An 18,953-nucleotide genomic window follows, 5' to 3' on the forward strand; every position below is an offset into this window, starting at 1 on the left:
GAGGATGTTACAGCATTCTCTCAGTGGTGAGACGTATGCCTCGACCGTGCAAGTTAGACATACGTTCTCGTTCGCAGTTTAGCAACTGCAATAGAAGGACGTTTAAAATGACCAATCGTACTTTTCCGTCATACTGGATGTACCGCGACGTTCGCGGCGAATGGCGCTGGACCTATGGCGCCAGCAACGGACGCACTATCGCCGTCAGCAGCGAGAGTTACGTTAAGCGCTCTGATTGTCGTCACGGCATCAGCCTGATGCAGGGCTCAGGCACAAGTACGGTGTTCGTGCCGAACATTGACTCTAACGCAGCTTAGTTGAAATTCATACTAGGGAGGGGGCGTAATCACCGCCCCCTTTTTTTTCAGATGCGCATGCCTGTGTCTAGATGCAGGCAAAAAATCGATTCGGAACAAAGGTGACAGCACGCCAAATTAGACATTGGCGAACGCCGCTAGCCAACCGACCCAGCATCGGAAACTGCCCGAACATCATCGCCGTCTGCACGATCCGGCTGACCACGCGATCCGCCGCGCGGTCATCGTCGGCCGCGATCCAGTCGCGGATCGCCAGCAAATCACCCCGCGCCTGCGGCGTGAAATTACCGTTCAAGCTTGAGGTCGGACCAGATCTGCTCGATTGGAATCATCGTCTTGCGGTCACGGCTTTGCGCCAGCCCCTTTTCGACCTTCGCGCGCTTCCAGTCGGCATAGCCGGTCTCGGTCGCGCCGCCTTCGGCTTCCAGCTCGTCGCGTTCAGGCAAGGTCGGCTTCACGGGTGGAAAATAAGTCATCACATCGCGTAACGCCATAGCGAGCCTTACCCATAGCCAGCAGCCGCACGTTTGTTTGATCCGCGCCACCCGCCATTATATCGCACAAAAGGGACTATGCAGATCGCTCACGGGAAACCGAGCCCAGGCTTGACTGCACCTGACCACGCGACAACCATTCCCCACATGCATTCGCGACTGAACTTCGGACTGAGCGCAGCCATCCTGCTGCTATGGCCCACGGCTGCGGGCGCGCAGGAGGATATATGGTTTCGCATCGTCGATCAGCGTGACCAGCTGATCGGGTGGCAGCACGAGACCATAGCGACCACCCCGAACGGCACCCGGATCACCCGGGAAAGGGACATGGCCTTTCGCGTCGAGGGGCATGATGAAACCCGCTCGCATATCCGCACCGTACGCGAACTTGATGCCCAGGGCAGAGCCACCCGGGTTTTAATCGAGTCAGCGGACGGCAAGAAGCGGCGGCTGCAGGCGGTCTCGGTTCAGGCCAACCCGGCATTGGCCAATGACGGCACGCCCGATCTCGAAAACGCCGCCGAGGTCGCGGGCGATGACGGCCAATCCATCCTGCAGCTGGAGGCAAGGCTGGCGACGACCGACACAGCGCCTCGTCCCGGCGTCGATCCGGTCTCAGGATCAGTATCCGGCACAAGATGGCAGCGGTCCGAGGGAGGGAGTAAGGGCGACCTGATCCTGTCGGCCTGGCGGGACGGGCTGCCCGGTCTGGTCTGGTCGATCAAGCTCGATTACAAGGGCCGCATCGTGCGCGCCGAACAGCCGCTGCCCGGCAACAGCGTGATCCTGCAACGGTCCGATCGGCCGATTGCGCCGCAGGAGTTGAAGGCGCCGACCACGCGCCACCAGATGATCGCGTCGCCCTATGCGATCTCGCCCGCCGCACTGGATGGCCATATTCGCTACCGGTTCGGCTTGCCCGCCATGTTCCACCCGGTTTTGCCCGTGACTGGCGAACAGCGTCTGGCGATCGAGGGCGCCGCGCTGCTGCTCGATATTTGCGCGTCCTGTGGCCCTGGCCTGTCGACCGATCCGTCCAATCTGGCGCGTTGGCGGCGGGCATCGACATGGATCGAAAGCGATGCGCCTGAACTCCGGCGCGCGGTCCGCAGCATCACCACCGCCGCGCAGGACGATATCGGCAAGATGAAGCGGCTTGAGCGCCTCGCGCGCCGCCGCCTGAAGGATGTGGATTTCGACGGCCATTATTCGGCGATGCAATCATGGCGACGCCGCGCGGGCGACTGTACCGAGGACGCCACCCTGCTCGCCGGCCTCGCGCGCGCCGCCGGCATCCCGGCGCGGGTCGCCAGCGGCCTGATCTATTCCCGCGCGCGCTATCATGGCGCCAGGAACGCGTTCATGCCGCACAGCTGGGTGGTCGCTTATGTCGACGGGTCGTGGAAAAGCTTCGATATCTCGTTCGGGAGCTTCGATGCGTCGCATATCGCGCTCGCGATCGGCGATGGCGAACCATGGGCCATCGCCGCGGCGACGCAGATCGCCGGCCTGCTCGACTGGCAGGGAATGACCGAGGTCAGGAAGCGGCCGGCGTCACCGCTGCCGGGGCCATGACCGCCTGATCCGCGCCTTGCGCGGGCGCCGGATCATCATAAGTGACCGGAAGAGCCGGCGCGTCGCTCACGGGCTCGTCCTTCACCCATTGCGCCTGCTTCGGCGCACGCAGGCCGCCGACGATGATGTCCGAGAACTCGGTCGCGTCATCAAGCGCCGCGGCGACTGGCCCCGCCTGCGGCGTCTGCTGCGCAAAGGCCGGTGTGGTCATCGCCGCCATGCCCATCGCCGCCGCGGCCAGGACCGAACGCGCGCTCACCGTATAGCTGACGCAGATTTCCGTCTCGCAGCCGTTCACCAGGGCCTGCCGTTCGCCATCGCTCAGCGCGGTCAAATCATAGACCTCGCGCTTGCACAGCCGGCACAGGCTGCCGTCCATGATGTCGGAAAGATTGCCCTTGTACGGGCACGGGCTCTGGATACGCGGAAACAGGCTCATGGATCGATCTCCCGGCAGGAGCATATCCGATCATGGCCGCATTGCAATTCGCACCGTCCGATCCGGCTGCATCGCGCGTCAGGTCGCCATCTCCCGCGCGCCCGACACCCGGCGCTCCGTCACTGGCTCGATTCACTCCTGCGACAATCGCATGCAGCGTCGCATCATTCGGCATGCCCATAACCACCGGCCCGCTCTTTGACATGACGAGACCCAATGACCATCGTCCATTCCCGGCGATGCATGACGCACGGCACGCGCTCAACCGCATGGCAGTTGCGATATGCTGAACCCCGCAATCCGTCATTCTCCTCCTCGCCGCCGCGCCCCCACAGTCCAACGCTCCAAAGGTTGCCCTGATGAACCCGCTTCTGGACCATATGATCACCATCATGGCGTTCATCCTGCTCGGCCTGGCGGTGGTCCCGTTGCTGCTGGTCGGGCTCGGCGCGCTGGCGAGCTATTTCGACCTCAGGATCGCCCTTCCCATCCTGGCGGTCGCGACCCGCCTGGTGACGCTGCAATGGATCGGTGGCGGCGTGGTGAATGTCCTGGCCGGGCTCGCGCTCGCCGCGCTCGGCGTCTGGGCAGTGCTGCATTTCGACCCGCCCCTGCACCGCGTCCTGGGTGCGGCGCTGGTGCCGTTCGGCCTGTGGCGAGTCCACATGGCGATTGCCCTGCTCCGGCGATGCGCAAAGGACGCTGCGTCATGACGGATTTCCCGGTCAAATTCCCGTGCGGCTCCATCAAAATTCCCGCAGAAATTCCCGCAGAGTCCCGCAGAACGCGCAAAAAAGCATGTTCCCGCAGCAATTCCCGCAACCACGGGAATTTCCCCGCCGCGGCGACAGGCGGATTCATGCCGGCCCCACCCCGGTTACCCTTTGATTCACCTGCGCCGCAACTGCGTCCAGTATCGCTGCCATCATGCACGCATCGAGCATCCACCCACACTCCGACATAACGGCAACCGGTACCGGCGCGGTACACTGGACGCGCAACCGGCAACCCCTTAGCCTTATCCGACGGCGCATCGGACTGACGGCAGCCACCTCGGGGGGAGTGGGATCTTGAACAACGCGCCATCACCGGCACTGCGCGCCGGAAGGATCCGCCACCACATCCTCCGCGCCACGCTCGCCGCCTTGGCTTCATATTTCCTCACACTCGCCCCGCACATGGCGTCGGCGACCGATCAGCGACCGATGACCTTCCGCGTGATCGACGCGCCCGGCTTTCGCGAGGCGAACCGCGCCACGCTCGGCGACGGGGTTGCGATCCTCGCCAGCGGCTCGATCCAGAGCGGCACTGTCGACCGGCTGCGCACGCTGGTCCGCAACCGGGGAATCAAATCCGCGACGATCTATTTCGATTCGAGCGGCGGCCTGATGGACGAAGGAATGGCGCTGGGCCGCATGATCCGCGCGCTGCGCTTCAACACCGATATCGGCCGGCCGACCGGTGACGCGGTCTGCGCCAGCGCCTGTGCCGATGCCTATGCCGGCGGCGTCGGCCGTTTCCTGACCGCGCGCAGCGGCCCGCTCGGCATCCACCAGTTCGCCACGCGCGCCAGGCCGACCAAAGAGACCGAGAAATGGACTCAGCTCGCCAGCGCCGAGTATATTGATTACCTGATCGAGATGGGCGTCGAGCCGCGGCTCTTCTCGCTCGCCAGCATGACCGACGCCAACGATATCAGCTGGCTCTCGCCCGACACCGCACTGCGCCTTCGCCTCGCCAATAATGGCGCCGAACCCGCCATCGCGGAAATCGGCACCGCCGGGATGCGCCCCTATCTGATGGTGCAGCAACGGCATCACGACATGACCAGCCGCGCATTGTTCTTCTGCCCGCAGGGCAGGCTGGCGATGACCGCCGCGCTGATCGTGACACCGGAACGTGCGCGGGCATGGGCGGCGAGACCGACCCAGGCCTATGTCGAGCTTGACGGACGAACGGAAATGCCTGGGGCCGATGGCGCGGAAGCGATCAACGACCGCGTCACCTTCACCCGCGCGATCCCGGCGGAGATGGCCCGGCGCCTGATCGACACGCGCGAGATGGCGATCCGGGTCCGCAGCGGCGACACAGTGCGCGGGCAGACGCTCGATCTGCGCCCGGGCCGCCAGACGATGCGCGATTTCTTCCGGCAATGCCTGCCCGCTGGCCTGCCCGCGTCATCGGCCGATTCCGCCCGCGACCTGGTCGTGACGAGCATCGCGAACAATGGCGACCGCCATTCGATGATGATGATCGACCGCAATTCGATCGTCCGCGCCGGCACCCTGATCCGCGCCCAGGTCTATGGCGCAGCCATTGAGGGCAAGGAACGGATCGCCAGCGTCGCGCTGAGCGAGTTCGATTGCGATGCGCATCGCTCGCGCGATCTCAGCATCGGTTTCCACCAGCTGGACGGCACATTGCTGACGTCGGACAAGCGTGGCTGGGCGAGCGTTGCGCCCGGCAGCGGCGGGGAAACCACCTTGCTCACCGCGTGCGGCAAGCTGCGGCCGGACGGCAAAATGGAGATGGGCGATGAGGATCCGTTCGAGCTGATCCGCCTGTTCGTCGATGTCGGGCAAGGCGATTGGCAACCGCCGCGCAACTAAGGGCCGGGCCGGTCAGCCCTTCTTGTCGTCCTTGCGGTAAGTGTCGTGACACCCGCCACAGGTCTTGCCCACTTCGCCCCACTGCGCAGCGAAGCCGGGCTTGTCACCCGCCTTGGCCAGTGCCGCGAGCTTGCCGGCAGCCTCGGCATAGGCGGCTGCTTTCGCGTCGAACCCGGCACGGTCGGTCCACACATTGGGCAGCGCCTCGGTCGGCGCCACATTGCTGCCCGGCGGGAACATGCCCGGCAGCGCCTTTGCCCAATTGGCCAGCGATCGCGCCGCGAATGCCTGTTTGGTGACGTCACCGCCACTGTCGATCACGGCTTTCATGCCGCCGAAATTGGCCGCGGAGAGCAGGAACGCCGCCTTGCGCCCCGCCAGGATCGCCGCTGGATCGACCGGCACGCTCACCGCCCGCGACGGTGTCGATGCGGCAGGGGCGGTCTGCCCACCCGCATTGGCGCCGGTCGCCGCCGCCAGGACCAGGGCCGAACCCAGGATCGCTATCATTCCGCCGCGCATTGCTCGATCTCCTGCAAGAGTGCGGTGAGGCTATGCCCTCTTTTGCACCCAGGCAATGGCGGATCACAGCCCCAGCGCCGCCTTGATCTCACCCCAGCGCACCAGCTTGAAATTCTGCGCGCGCGGCGCGTTCATGCCGTCCTGCGCAACCATGATGCCGTCGGGAAACGCCGGACCGAAATCGCCCGCGACAATGTCGATCCCGTCGGTCTCCTCGGTGGCGCCGAAACTGCCCGCCGCGATGCGGAACCGGCCGACATAGGCCTCGTCCGACAAGCGATAGACCGCATAGGCATTGTCGCCCTGGCTCGACACCACGACATAGCCATCGGCCACCGCCACTCCTTCGGCATCGGCGACGATCGCCTTGCCATCGGCGGCGGCGATCTTGACCGGCTCGACCGAACCCTCGGGCCGCGCGTCGAAACGCCACAGCCCGACATCTTCCTCCGCGACATAGAGCCGCGCGCTGGCCGGATCGACCGCACAGCCTTCGGATTGCGTGCCAAGTTTCATCGTCCGCACGACCTTTCCTTGCGGCGTCGCGCCGCTGAGGTCGATCGCGATCTGGCGGATCGTCCCGTCCTTCACCACCATGAAAGCGTAAAGCGCGCCCGGCGCGTGATAGAGGCAAATGCCATAAGCCTCGCCGGCCCCCGCCGCGATCTTGCCCAGCGGCGTCAGCTTCGCGGTCGCGCCGTCAAGCGCGAACAGGGCGATCTGCGCATTGGCCAAGTCGTTGCGATCGCTCGCCGCAACGATGATCCGTTCGCCCGTTACCGTCTTCACCTGCGCCAGATCGACATTGTTCACGCGCCCGGCATCGACGAAATCGCGCGACCGCCCGTCCAGGCCATAGACGTACAGCCCGGCCTTCTTGTCGGTGCCGACGATCAGGCTCGCCGCCGGATTGGCCGCATTGCGCCAGATTGCGGGATCGTCCGCCGCATCGGCATTGGCGGTCGCCACCGCCTCGGTCTCACCCGCCGCCTGAACGGTTTTGGCCGGTAACGCATTGGCGATGCGCGTTTCCACCGGCACTTCGGCAGCCGCATTCGCCGTCGCGCACCCACCCAGTAACAAAAGCGCCACTAAAACTGTCACTGAAGTGAAACCAAGACTCCGCGACCATGTCATAATCATTACCTACCTGCGCTGCCGATGGGGTCCGTTGGCATGTCACGCCGCCTCAAGTCAATTTATAATACTAAACGGGGGCCGTCATGGTTTTTACTCGGGCATTGCTTGCTGGATGCGCCTATTCTGCGCTGATGTTACCAATATCTGCGGTAGCACAAGAACATATTGGCGGACCTTCGGCCACAGATGAGCAGCCTGTGGCGGAAAACCAGGAGCAGCAGGCAAGCGACATCATTGTCAACGGCACGATCATCTTCCGCAACCGGACCGAGGACCCCAATCCGGTACTGTCCTATGACCTGGAATATTTCCAGCGCTTCGAACCCGTCTCGGTCGGCGAGATGCTCAAGCGCGTGCCCGGCGTGACCTTCACCTCCGACGTGCTGGAGTATGACGCGGTGCAGTTCCGCGGCCTGCCGCCCGGCTATGCCCAGGTGCTGATCAATGGCCGTCGCGCGCCCGGCGGCGAGGCCGATCGCAGCTTCTTCGTCGACCGCATCCCGGCTGAGCTGGTCGAGAAGATCGAGATCATCCGCTCGCCGCGCGCCGACCAGCCAAGCGAAGGCGTCGCCGGCACGCTTAATATCATCACCAAGGAAGCGGCGACTTTCGAAGGCGGCTTCGCCAAGCTCGGCGCGCTGATCAACAAGGACGGCACCGTCCGCCCGTCGCTCGGCGCCGCCTATGCCGGACGCATCGGCGAGAACACCTCCTATTGGGGCGCACTCAACTATCAGGAGCGTCGCAACGCCAAGAAGAAGGTGTCGCTGCGCTTCAACGATTTCACCACCGGCCCGCGCGATGAGAAGGATCCCGAGTTCAAGGATACCGAGCTGCAGGACGATACGCGCGACGGCAGCGATCTGTCGGGCAGCGCCGAGATCCGCCATGATTTCGGCGGCAAGAGCTTCATCCGCTTGCAGGGCTTCTTCGTCGACACCAACCGCGATGAATTCGAACGCTCGGTCACGTCCAAGGGAAATCCGCTCAAGCTCTCGGAGATCGAAACCCAGCATGAGGACATCAACCAGCAGACCTATGCGATCAACGCCGATGGTGCCTTTGAACTCGCCGGCGGGACGGTGGGCATTGCCGCCAGCTGGTCAGGCTATCGCGAAGATACCGATGTCCGCGTCGACAAGGCCAAGGCCGACAAAAAGGGCGTGATGCCCGGCCTCGTGCTCGACGGCACCGAGAAGCTCAACATCAAGGATGACGAATATACCGGCACCCTCTCCTATGCGATCGGCGGCGACGCACTGCGCTTCAAGGCCGGGATCGATTTGCTCGACAAGACGCGCAATGGCTCCAACCCGTCATTCGACAACAAGGGCGAACTCGAGGCGCTGGCCGGATCGACCTTCAAGATCCGTGAAAAGCGCTACGACCCTTATGCGCGCGTGACCTTCGAGCCCAATGCGCTGCTGACCATCGACGCCGGCGTCCGCTACGAAATCACCCGCCGCAATGTCCGCAGCAACCTGGTCGATGCGGCCACGCTGACCCAAAGCGCGCGCTACAACACCGAATCGCTCAACCCCTCGCTGCATCTTCGTTATGCACCGACCAGCGCCGATCAGTTCCGCGCCTCGATCGCGCGCACGGTCCGCCGCCCGAACTATGACCTGATCACGCCTTATGAGCAGGAAGAAGAACCGGTCGATGAGAATGTCACGCGCGGCAATCCACTGCTGCGCAACGAACGGGCCTGGGGCGTCGATGTCGGTTACGAACGCAAGCTCGGTCGCCAGGGCATTTTCGGCATCAATTTCTTCTACCGCAAGGTGGCCGACGTCATCGAGACGGTCGATACCGGCAGAAAGAACGGCGACGGCCTCGACATTCTCGAACCGCGCAACGTCGGCAGCGGCAAGGTGTGGGGCGCCGAAATCGACTTCTCCGCACCGCTCGACGTGATCGGCTTGCCCGACACCGGCCTGTTCGCCAACTACACCTATCTCGACAGCTCGATCCGCGATCCCTTCACCGGTGAAAAGCGGCGATTCAACAATCAGCCGCACCATGTCTATAACGCCGGCTTCATCCACACGCTGAAGAAACTCAATGCCAGCTTCGGCGCGACGGTATCGGGACGCACCAAGGCGACCGAATCCAATTTCGACGAGACGGTCGACCTGACCTACGACCCCGATCTGGAGGCGTTCGTCGAAAAGCGACTGGGCAAGCATTTCGTGCTGCGCTTCTCGGTGCAGGACATATTGCGTCGCTCGAAGAAGGAGGCGTTCCTCAAATATGACGGCGATTCATACCAGGAAATCCTCAGCAACCGCCGCAACGGCATTGTCGACGAATTCGAACTTGAGCGCGAAAATGCCGGCCCGTTGTACCAAGTGACCCTGCGCGCGGCATTCTGATCCCCAAGGTGGCCGGTGACTGCCCCGCTTGTCGCCTCAGGCGGCCAGGGCGGCCCGCCGGCGTTGCCACAGTCCGCCAATCAGGACGCAGGGAAAGCCGGTCACCGCAACCGCGATCGGATACCAGCGCGGCCCGAGATTGAGCCCAGCGGTCGCGATCACGCCCGCGGTGCCGGCGGCGAGCCCGATCACCGCGAGAATCATGACATGCCGCATCGCATTGCGCGGGGCGAGCCACGCGGTCACATAACCGCCCGCAACGGCGACGACGCAGCGATAGGCCAGCGCGAGCAGATTATGCCACGGATTCCACATCGCGCCGGGGGGAATGATGCCGGTCGCATGCATCGCCTGGTCGGTGACGGTCGATCCGATCACCACCACCGCCAGGCCCGCCACCGTCGCAAGGACGCTGCGGATCACAATCGCTGCTGAACTGGCCATTCTCTCCCCTTCACGCGCTCCGCCCCTGCCGTTCGCGCTGAGCTTGTCGAAGGGCCGTTCTTTCCTCTCCTGACAGGGGAGAAGAAAAGCGATGCTTCGACAAGCTCGGCGCGAACGGCAGGGGGACATGATTCAACCCGACGCCGCGCTGACCAAATGAAGCATGCCATGGATGCGACAACGGGCAACCTGCAAATCGCCCGGCTGTCGATCTTCCCGGTTGACCCTCATCTATGATGCAAATACATCATGCATATGCATCACAAAGATTCGATCGCCGACGCGGCCTGCGCTTGCACCGCACTGCGCAAGGCATCTCGCGCCCTGTCGGGTGTCTATGACGCCGCGCTTGCCGATACCGGCATGACCATCGCGCAATTCTCGATCCTGCGGCATATCTGGCGCGGCGGGCAAGTGCCACTCAGCCGGCTTGCCGAACAACTGGTGATGGACCGCACCTCACTCTACCGCGCACTGACCCCGCTGGAGCGGCACGAATGGGTGTCGATCGCGCCGGCGCCCGAAGGACGCACCAGGATCGCTTCGCTGACCGATGCCGGCCATGCGGCAATGTTGCGCGCGACCGAACCCTGGGAAGCGGCGCAGACGCGTATCCTGGGCGAGTTCGGTGTGGACGACTGGCAAGCGCTGGAGACGATGCTGCGCACTCTCACCGCGATTGCGGGAGACGCACGATGACGACACTCCGCCTGCCCGCGCGCAGCTATGCCTATGTGGTCGTCGCGGTAACCTTCTGCGCCTTGCTCATTTCGGCTGGCCTGCGTTCCGCCCCCGGCGTGCTGATGGTCCCGCTGGAGGTCAATTTCGGCTGGGACCGCGCCACCATCTCCTTTTCGGCGGCGATCGGCCTGCTGCTTTACGGGCTGGTCGGCCCGTTCGCGGCGGCGCTGATGGTATCATTCGGAATCAGGCGCACCATGCTTGCCGGACTCGCGTTGATGTCCGCCTCGACCTTTGCCAGTCTGTGGATGACTCTGCCCTGGCAGTATGTGCTCAGCTGGGGCGTCGTCTCCGGCATCGGCAGCGGCGCGGTCGCCTCGGTACTTGGCGCGGCAGTGGTCAATCGCTGGTTCGCGACACGGCAAGGGCTAGTGATGGGCCTGCTCAGTGCGAGCACCGCGACCGGCGCGCTGGTCTTCCTGCCGCTGCTCGCCTGGCTCGCGCGGGAGGGCGCGTGGCGGCCAGTGGTGATGGCGGTGAGCATCGCCTGTCTCGTGCTGGTCCCACTCGTCGCCTGGATCGTGCCCGAACGCCCCGGCGATGTCGGCACGCGCCGCTTCGGGGAGACCGACGAAAGCGAACCGCCCCCGCCAATGAAACAGGCCGCCTCGCCGATGCTCGCCTTCGCCGCCTTGTTCCGGGCGGCAAAGCAACCGGTATTCTGGCTGTTGTTCGGCACCTTCTTCGTCTGCGGCCTGACCACCAACGGGCTGATCGGCACGCATATGATCGCCTTTTGCGGCGACCATGGCATCGCGCCGATCGCGGCCGCCGGCCTGTTGTCGATGATGGGGCTGTTCGACCTGGTCGGCACCACCGCCTCGGGCTGGCTCACCGATCGCTATGATCCGCGCAAATTGCTCTTCGTCTATTACGGCCTGCGCGGCCTCTCGCTGCTTGCGCTGCCGTTCCTCGATTTCAGCCCGGCGAGCCTGACGATCTTCGCGATCTTCTTCGGCCTCGACTGGATCGCGACCGTGCCGCCGACCGTGAAGCTCGCCAACCTCTCTTTCGGCGAGCGCGAGGCGCCGATCGTGTTCGGCTGGGTGCTGGTCGGCCATCAGCTCGGCGCGGCGACCGCTGCGTTCGGCGCCGGGCTGATCCGCGAACAAACCGGCAGCTACACGCTTGCCTTTCTGATCGCTGGCGCCTTCGCCCTTGCCGCTTCAATGCTGATCATCGGCTGGGGCGTCCGACGCCCGGCGGCGGTGGCGATGGAGTATTCGACTTAGACGAGCGACGCGATTCAACCCGGGGACCGATCGTGGCAGCGTCGCATCCGCCAGCGACCCGACCGGGTTCCGGCGCGCTCTTTCACATCGTAAGAAAAAACCGATGATCGGCGGAACGAACAGGCTATCTGTTCGCCTGTTTCCCGCCTGTTATTTCACCTGTTATCGACCTGTTATCGACCTGTTATTCAATAACAGGTGACCGACCCATAACCGCTTCAAAAACAAGAAAAAACTCTCGCGGAATTTCCAACTTGACCGGCTGGAAAAATTTCCGGCGAAAAACAGGCGAAAACAGGTGCCGGCACGCCCGGCCCGGCTCAGTCGAATCCGCCGTTCAGGAACCGCTCGGCCAGCGAACAATGCATCGCCACGCCCAGGGCCAGGGCATCCTCATGGATCGTCATCTTGGTATTGTGCAGCGGCGGGTTGGTGCGCGCGTCGCTGCCCTCGGGCGCCACGCCGATGAACGCCATCGCGCCGGGCACGTCGCGCAGCACATAGGCGAAATCCTCCGCCCCCATCATCGGCGCCGGCATCACTTGCCATGCCTGCTCGCCACCCAGCGATACCGCACAGGACCGCATCAGCTCGGTCGCGCGCGCATCGTTCATCGTCACCGGATAGCCCGGATCGATGTGCGCGACGCCGATCGCGCCATGCGCCGCGGCGATATTCTCGACGATGCGCACGAACCCCTCGCGCATCGTCGCGCGCGTCCGCTCGGACAAAGTGCGCAGCGTGCCGAGCATCGTCGCTTCGCCGGGAATGATATTATGCGCGCTGCCGGCATTGATCTTGGCGATGGTCAGCACTGCGGGGTCAGTCACCGGGATTTGCCGCGCGATGAAGGTCTGCAGCGCGGTGACGATCTCGCACGCGACCGGGATCGGGTCGATGCAATCATGCGGCATCGCCGCATGGCCGCCGCGCCCGGTGATCGTCGCGGTCAGCGTGTCGGTCGAGGCAAGCAGCGCGCCGGTGCGGCTGACCACCGTGCCCGCCGGGATGTTGGGCGAAATGTGCAGCGCGAAGGCCGCTTCGGGCCGGGGATCGTCGAGCAGCCCGTCCTCGATCATGAAGCGCGCGCCGTGATGGCCTTCCTCGCCCGGCTGGAACATGAACACGATCGTGCCCGGCAAGCTCTCGCGCCGCGCGCACAGCGCCCTGGCCGCGCCGACCAGCATCGCGGTGTGTGCGTCATGGCCACAGGCATGCATCGCCCCGGCGACCTTGCTCGCAAAGGGCAGTCCGGTCTCTTCCTGCATCGGCAGCGCGTCATGGTCGCCGCGCAGCAGCACGGTGCGACCGTTGCTTCCGGCGCCCCGATCGGCCCCGCCGCGCAGGATCGCGACAAAGCCGGTGGTCGATCCACCTTCGCGAATCTCCAGCGGCAGGCCGGCCAGTGCCGCCCTGATCTTGTCTGCGGTGCGCGGACAGTGCAGCCCGATCTCCGGATCGGCATGGATCGCGCGGCGCAGCTCGACCACATCGGCCAGTTCCGCTTCGCCCACGGCGCTCCAGTCGGTGGCGGTATCGCTGGTGAAATCCATCATCTCTTCCTTCATACTCTGCCGGGGTCGCTCAGCGCCCCCTGAACAAGCCGCCCAACACGCCACGCACCAGCCCGCCGACGATGCTCGATCCGGCGCCACGCGAACTGCCGAACACCGCCTTGGACACTTCATTGGCGACCGAACGCCCGACCGCCGACGAAGCGCTGCGCGTCGCCGAGGTGATCGCGCGATTCCAGGGCGAATTGGCCGCCTCGCGCTCGGCCTGTTTCTGCGCTTGCGCCTCAAGTCGCGCCTGGCGATCCGCCTCGCGCTGATCGGCGAGCCGCTGGCGTTCCGCTTCACGCGCCAGCCGCGCATCTTCCTTCGCCTGCACCGCCGCCGCCTTAGCCGCGTCGGTATCGGCCTTGGCTTCAGCCGCGGCGGCGCTTGCCTCGGTTGCCTTGACCGCGAGTAGTTCCTCGGCGGATTCGCGATCGACCAGAGTGTCGTATTTGGTGCCGATCGGATCAGTCTGGATCAGCACGCCGCGCTCGACCGGCGTGACCGGTCCCACGCGGGAGCAAGGCGGCTTGATCAGCGTGCGCTCGACTGGCGATGGCGCCCCGTCGGGCAGCAGCAGCGAAACCAGCGCCTCGCCGACCTTCAGTTCGGTGATCGCGGTCGCGACATTCACGCCGGGATTGGCGCGGAACGTCTCGGCGGCCGACTTGACTGCTGCCTGGTCGCGCGGGGTGAAGGCGCGCAGCGCATGCTGTACGCGGTTGCCAAGCTGTCCGGCCACCGTGTCGGGGATGTCGATCGGGTTCTGGGTGATGAAATAGACCCCGACGCCCTTCGACCGGATCAGCCGCACGACTTGCTCGATCTTCTCGAGCAGCGCCTTGGGTGCGGCATCGAACAGCAGATGCGCTTCGTCGAAGAAGAAGACCAGCTTGGGCTTGTCCGGATCGCCGACCTCGGGGAGGTGCTCGAACAATTCGCTCATCAGCCACAGCAGGAAGGTCGAATAGAGTTTCGGGCTCGCCATCAGCTTGTCGGCGGCGAGGATGTTGACGATCCCCCTGCCCTTGTCGTCGACGCCAATGAAATCGTCCAGGTCGAGCGCGGGCTCGCCGAAGAAATGCTCGCCGCCCTGGCTGCGCAGCTGAAGCAATGACCGCTGGATCGTGCCGACGCTTTGCTTCGAGACATTGCCATATGTGGTGGTCAGCTCGTCCGCGCGCTCGGCGCAATGCGCCAGCATCGCTTGCAGATCGTCAAGGTCGAGCAGCAGCAGGCCATCCTTGTCGGCGACATGGAAGGCAATGGTCAGCACGCCTTCCTGCACTTCGTTCAGGTCCATCAGGCGAGCGAGCAGCAGCGGGCCCATCTCGCTGATCGTGGTGCGGATCGGATGGCCCTGCTCGCCATAGAGATCCCAGAATTGCACGGGATTGTCGGCATAGGCCCAGTCGGTATAGCCGATCTCCTTCGCGCGGGCGGCGAAGATCTCGTGCGTCTTGGTCAGTGCGGAGCCGGCCATGGCCAGGCCCGACAGATCGCCCTTCACGTCGGCGACGAAGCACGGCACGCCGCGCGCGGAGAAGCCTTCGATGATGCCCTGCAGCGTCACGGTCTTGCCGGTGCCGGTCGCGCCGGCGATCAGGCCGTGGCGATTGGCGCGCTTCAGCTCGAGCTGCTGAGGATGCTCGCCGCCGGGGCCGCTGCCGATGAAGATAGGTCCGTCCGTCATGATCGCTCCTCAGCTACGGCAGCGACTATTGCGCGTTTGCCGGTGAGGGGGAAGACGGGATGTCCTCCCCGGGACGTGCCCGGGGAGGAATTTCTCAAGCTCAGTTCTTGATCTTCACCGGAATGAAGTTGGTCTGCCGGCCGCGCGTGACCAGCAGCAACACTTGCGGACGGCCGGCCGTCGATGCCTGTGCGACCTGCGCCGCCAGCTCGGCCGATGTGCGCACCGCCACATTGTTGACCGACTGGATCACATCGCCGCGCTTCAGCTTCTGGCCCGCATCGGTCGCGGGGCTGGCTTGCGCGATAACCACACCCTGGATCGTCGAATCGACACCGATCGACCGCGCAATCTGCGGGGTCAGCGGCACGACGTTCAGACCGAGCGGGGTCGCTGTCGGCGCCTGAACGCCGGGGCTGTCATCCTCATCCGGCAGTCCGTCGTTGCCGCCGCCGGCGATCGCCGCCAGCTGATCTTCGGTCGGCCGGTTGGCTGCCGTTATCGTCAGCTTGACCGGCTTGCCCTGGCGAATCACGTCGAGCCGCGCGAGCTGTCCCGGGGTAACATTGGCGATCAGGTACGACAGCGTCTGATCGGGCGTCACGGCCTTGTCGTTGACGCGGACGACCACGTCGCCGGCCTTCAGGCCGCCCTTGGCCGCAGGGCCCTCGGGCTCGACGCGGGCGATCAGTTCGCCCTGATTCTTCGGCAAGCCCAGTGCGGCGCCGACATTCTCATCGACCGGACCGCCAATGCTCACGCCGATATAGCCGCGCTTGATGGCGCCGCCCTTCATCAGCGTGTTGATGACCGGCTGCGCCTCTTCCGCAGGGATTGCGAAGCCGATGCCGACATTGCCGCCCGTCTCCGACAGGATCTGCGAATTGATGCCGATGACGTTGCCCGACAGGTCGAACATCGGCCCGCCCGAGTTACCGCGGTTGATCGCGGCGTCAGTCTGAATGAAGCGGTCATAGGCGCCACCCGACCCGGTCACCCGGTGCAGCGCCGAAACGATGCCGGCGGTGACGGTGGAGCCGAGCCCGAACGGATTGCCGATCGCCACGACCCAGTCGCCGACGCGCGCCTTGGTCGAATCGCCGAACTTCACGAACGGCAGGTTGGTGCCTTCGATCTTGAGCACCGCGAGATCCGACGCCGGATCGCGGCCGATCAGCTTGGCGACATATTCCTTGCGGTCGGGCATGATCACCTTGATCGATTCGACCGTCGCGCCCTTGGCGCCCGGCGCGATCACGTGATTGTTGGTCACGACATAACCGTCGGGCGAAATGACGAAGCCCGAGCCGAGCGACTGCGCCTCACGCGTGATCGGCGCGCTCTGGCCCTGGCCGCCATTGAACTGGCCGAAGAGATCCCCGAGCGGCGTGCCTTCGAACGGGTTGCCCGAGGCCTGTTGCGTGATCTTCTGCGTCGTCGAAATGTTGACGACAGCGGGCTGGAGCCGCGCGACCATATCGGCAAAGCTCATCGGCGCACCGGGCTTGGGAACAGTCGCCTCGATCGCGCCGGGTTCGTTCTGCGCAGTCTGCGCGGAGGCGGTCGGCTGGAACATCATGGTCGCGGCAGTGCCGCTCAGCAGCAGGGCACCGGTGATGGCGTAAGCGTAACGCACTTGGGTCATTTCCTCTCGATTGCCGGTCGGCAGGATCCCATTTCTGGGATTCCCATTCTGAACGGCGATTGAATATGAACGCGATGAAAGCTTTGGCTTAGCGGCCGCGGCCCTGGAATTCCTTCAGATATGCATTGTTCGGCGACAGGATCAACGACGTCTCCCCCCGCGGTTTGCCGTCGTTATTGACCCCGAAGGTATAACGATAGGACTGCATTGCGCGGTAGAAGTCGTAGAAGTCCGGATCCTTGTTGAACGCTTCGGCATAGATTTTGGCTGCATTGGCGTCGGCTTCTGCGCGAATGATCTGCGCGGTCTTCTGACCTTGCGCGGTAATCGTCGCCACTTCCTGCTGACGCGCCGTTTTCATCCGGTCGAGCGCACTGTTGAGCGGGCTGCCGTCCGGCAAGTCCGCGCGCTTGATCCGGACATCGACGATCTGCACGCCATATTGGGTCGCCTGGCGCTGCAATCCGGCCTGAATATTATCCATCACCTGGCCACGCTCGGGGCTGAGCAAAGCGGCAAAGGGCCGCTTGCCGAGTTCGTTGCGCAGCGCCGAACCCAGCAGCGGGCGCAGCTGATCGCCGACGCGGTCCTCGGTTCCGGCAGTCACCACCATGCGCAGCGGATCGACCACGCGGAAGCGCGCATAGGCATCGACCGAGAGCCGCAACTGGTCGGTCGACAGCACCTGGGTATTGTCGAGATCGACATCGAGCACCCGCTTGTCGACCCAAACCAACCGGTCGATGAACGGTACGCGCGCGATGAGGCCGGCGCCGGTGCGTCCGAAAGGCTGATTGGGCTGCCAGCGATTGATCGTCCGCACCGGATTCTCGAAACGCAGGATCACCGCCTGCTTGGTCTCGGGTACGATCGCGAACGTGCTCGCCGCGAGGATCAGCAGGACCAGCGCGAGGAAGCCAAGGGTAATCGGATTACGGAACAAACGGCTCATTGGCTGCCTCCTGTCGCGGGTGCGGCCTGGGCGGCGGGCGCCGTGGTCTGAGCTTCAGGCAAGCGACGCGTGCCGCCCGGGATCGGCAGATAGGGAACCACGCCCGGCGCCTCGACGATCGTCTTGTCGCTCTTGGCCAGCACACCCTCCATCGTCTCGTAATACATGCGTCGACGCGTCACCTCGGGGGCGAGCTTGTACTGCGCATAGACCTTGTCGAACGAGGTCGCCTCACCCTGGGCGAAGGCCAGTTGCTGCTGCGCATAGCCGCGTGCCAGGTTGATGTTGCCCTGCGCCGCCTGCTGCGCCGCGGAAACGGCCTTGAAATCCTCGGATACGGCGGCAGGCGGCTGCGCCTGCTTGATCGCCACGCCCTGGATACGGATGCCGCTATTATACTCGTTGAGCACGTTCTGCATCAACTCCTGCACCCGGCCTTCGATCGTGCCACGCCCGGCGCCGATCGCTTCATCCAGCGTGGTCGTCGCCATCACCGCGCGCATCGCGCTTTCTGCGGTGGCGCGTACGGTTTCCTGCGGGTTGCGGATCTGGAAGCTATAGTCCTGCGGGTTCGATACGTCCCAACGGACCGAATAGGCCAGATCGATGATGTTCTGGTCGCCGGTCAGCACGAGATTCTCGCCGCCCGATCCTTCGGGGAAATCCTCCAGCCGGATTTTCTGCACATCGACCTTGGTGACCGAGGCGATCGGGTATGGCAGCGTCGGGCGAATGCCGGGCTCAAGCGTGCCGGCATAACGGCCGAACCAGGTGACGACACCACGTTGCTGCGGACCGATCTGATGGAAGCTGGTGAACGCGATCCACAACAGCACGATCAGCCCGGCGCCGATGCCCCATAGCTTGCCCGCACCAGGCGAACCCGGAAAGCGCGGAGCCCCGCCGCCAAAGCCGCCGCCACCACCGCCGCCCTTGGCGCGCTTGAGGAATTCGTCGAGCGCGGTCGGCTTGGGACCGCGCGTGCCGCCAGGAGGCACCGACCAGGGATTGCGCGGGCCGCCGTCGCCGCCTGAGCCGCTCCCGGACCCGCCTCCGGAACCGCCCCCGGAACCGCCATTGTCACCGCCCGACCCGCCCCAAGGGCTTTTCGGTCGATCGGAATTGAGAATAGTGAAACGCTGCAACCAGCCGGAAAGGATCGTCATAACGTCTTTATAGGTGTGTGGCCGCGGAAAAACAGTGGCAAGCGCCCTTAACG

The 18,953-nt window shown here is 64.5% G+C and carries 18 protein-coding genes; 7 read left to right on the forward strand and 11 right to left on the reverse strand.

The genetic code is table 11. From position 1 onward, the window contains the following. Positions 1–107: 107 nt before the first annotated feature. Positions 108–317 carry a YegP family protein gene (locus OO12_RS27620; RefSeq protein WP_082006679.1) on the forward strand — a complete coding sequence of 70 codons (210 nt, stop codon included), beginning with the start codon at positions 108–110 and terminating at the stop codon, positions 315–317. Between the two features lie 67 nt (positions 318–384). On the opposite strand, the gene OO12_RS20330 is transcribed toward OO12_RS27620, so the two are convergent. Further along, complete coding sequence (locus tag OO12_RS20330; protein WP_052216101.1) at positions 385–612, reverse strand: type II toxin-antitoxin system RelE/ParE family toxin; 228 nt, start codon at positions 610–612, stop codon at positions 385–387. After that, complete coding sequence (locus tag OO12_RS20335; protein ID WP_235364910.1) at positions 602–796, reverse strand: hypothetical protein; 195 nt, start codon at positions 794–796, stop codon at positions 602–604. The genes OO12_RS20330 and OO12_RS20335 overlap by 11 nt, the downstream gene beginning before the upstream one ends. A gap of 162 nt (positions 797–958) precedes the next feature. Between OO12_RS20335 and OO12_RS20340 the strand changes: the two genes are divergently transcribed. After that, complete coding sequence (locus tag OO12_RS20340) at positions 959–2,386, forward strand: transglutaminase-like domain-containing protein (protein WP_034160550.1); 1,428 nt, start codon at positions 959–961, stop codon at positions 2,384–2,386. Here the strand turns inward: OO12_RS20340 and OO12_RS20345 are convergent. Next, entirely contained in the window at positions 2,349–2,825 is a 477-nt protein-coding gene (locus tag OO12_RS20345) for a hypothetical protein (RefSeq protein WP_034160551.1), read from the reverse strand. The two genes, OO12_RS20340 and OO12_RS20345, sit on opposite strands and share 38 nt — an antisense overlap. Positions 2,826–3,184: 359 nt before the next feature. Here OO12_RS20345 and OO12_RS20350 point away from each other — a divergent pair, with 359 nt between their 5' ends. After that, on the forward strand, positions 3,185–3,538 hold the full coding sequence (locus OO12_RS20350; RefSeq protein WP_034160552.1) for a hypothetical protein: 354 nt from the start codon (positions 3,185–3,187) through the stop codon (positions 3,536–3,538). Positions 3,539–3,895: 357 nt separating this feature from the next. Continuing rightward, complete coding sequence (locus OO12_RS20355; protein WP_152616551.1) at positions 3,896–5,434, forward strand: hypothetical protein; 1,539 nt, start codon at positions 3,896–3,898, stop codon at positions 5,432–5,434. 12 nt (positions 5,435–5,446) lie between these two features. Here the strand turns inward: OO12_RS20355 and OO12_RS20360 are convergent, their stop codons facing one another. Continuing rightward, complete coding sequence (locus OO12_RS20360; protein WP_160296862.1) at positions 5,447–5,944, reverse strand: c-type cytochrome; 498 nt, start codon at positions 5,942–5,944, stop codon at positions 5,447–5,449. Positions 5,945–6,019: 75 nt separating this feature from the next. Beyond that, entirely contained in the window at positions 6,020–7,093 is a 1,074-nt protein-coding gene (locus tag OO12_RS20365) for a phytase (protein WP_034160678.1), read from the reverse strand. Between the two features lie 200 nt (positions 7,094–7,293). Here OO12_RS20365 and OO12_RS20370 point away from each other — a divergent pair, with 200 nt between their 5' ends. Next, positions 7,294–9,471, forward strand: a complete 2,178-nt coding sequence (locus tag OO12_RS20370) for a TonB-dependent receptor plug domain-containing protein (protein ID WP_052216103.1) — start codon at positions 7,294–7,296, stop codon at positions 9,469–9,471. A 36-nt stretch (positions 9,472–9,507) separates the two neighbouring features. Here OO12_RS20370 and OO12_RS20375 read toward each other — a convergent pair whose 3' ends face one another. Beyond that, positions 9,508–9,915, reverse strand: coding sequence for a hypothetical protein (locus OO12_RS20375; protein ID WP_034160555.1), 408 nt, complete (start codon positions 9,913–9,915; stop codon positions 9,508–9,510). Between the two features lie 255 nt (positions 9,916–10,170). Between OO12_RS20375 and OO12_RS20380 the strand changes: the two genes are divergently transcribed. Together OO12_RS20380 and OO12_RS20385 are read left to right on the forward strand one after the other, a co-directional pair. Next, positions 10,171–10,614 (forward strand): MarR family winged helix-turn-helix transcriptional regulator, encoded by a 444-nt coding sequence (locus tag OO12_RS20380; RefSeq protein ID WP_034160679.1) that lies wholly within the window; start codon positions 10,171–10,173, stop codon positions 10,612–10,614. Beyond that, the gene (locus OO12_RS20385) at positions 10,611–11,888 is read left to right on the forward strand and encodes an MFS transporter (protein WP_034160556.1); all 1,278 of its coding nucleotides are present in this window, start codon (positions 10,611–10,613) and stop codon (positions 11,886–11,888) included. The genes OO12_RS20380 and OO12_RS20385 overlap by 4 nt, the downstream gene beginning before the upstream one ends. Positions 11,889–12,208: 320 nt before the next feature. Here the strand turns inward: OO12_RS20385 and OO12_RS20390 are convergent, their stop codons facing one another. The 5 genes from OO12_RS20390 to hflK all read right to left on the reverse strand — a co-directional run bounded on the left by OO12_RS20390 (position 12,209) and on the right by hflK (position 18,900). Then, positions 12,209–13,441: a M20 metallopeptidase family protein gene (locus tag OO12_RS20390; RefSeq protein ID WP_034160680.1), complete on the reverse strand. Its 1,233-nt coding sequence runs from the start codon at positions 13,439–13,441 to the stop codon at positions 12,209–12,211. 31 nt (positions 13,442–13,472) lie between these two features. Then, complete coding sequence (locus OO12_RS20395) at positions 13,473–15,137, reverse strand: helicase HerA-like domain-containing protein (protein WP_034160557.1); 1,665 nt, start codon at positions 15,135–15,137, stop codon at positions 13,473–13,475. A 100-nt stretch (positions 15,138–15,237) separates the two neighbouring features. After that, positions 15,238–16,773: a Do family serine endopeptidase gene (locus OO12_RS20400; protein WP_034160681.1), complete on the reverse strand. Its 1,536-nt coding sequence runs from the start codon at positions 16,771–16,773 to the stop codon at positions 15,238–15,240. A 97-nt stretch (positions 16,774–16,870) separates the two neighbouring features. Next, on the reverse strand, positions 16,871–17,734 hold the full coding sequence (gene hflC / locus OO12_RS20405; RefSeq protein ID WP_034160558.1) for a protease modulator HflC: 864 nt from the start codon (positions 17,732–17,734) through the stop codon (positions 16,871–16,873). Beyond that, complete coding sequence (gene hflK, locus OO12_RS20410) at positions 17,731–18,900, reverse strand: protease modulator HflK (RefSeq protein WP_034160559.1); 1,170 nt, start codon at positions 18,898–18,900, stop codon at positions 17,731–17,733. The genes hflC and hflK overlap by 4 nt, the downstream gene beginning before the upstream one ends. Positions 18,901–18,953: the final 53 nt, after the last annotated feature.

Origin of the sequence: Sphingomonas sp. ERG5 (assembly GCF_000803065.1) — a bacterium.
Taxonomy (GTDB): domain Bacteria; phylum Pseudomonadota; class Alphaproteobacteria; order Sphingomonadales; family Sphingomonadaceae; genus Sphingomonas.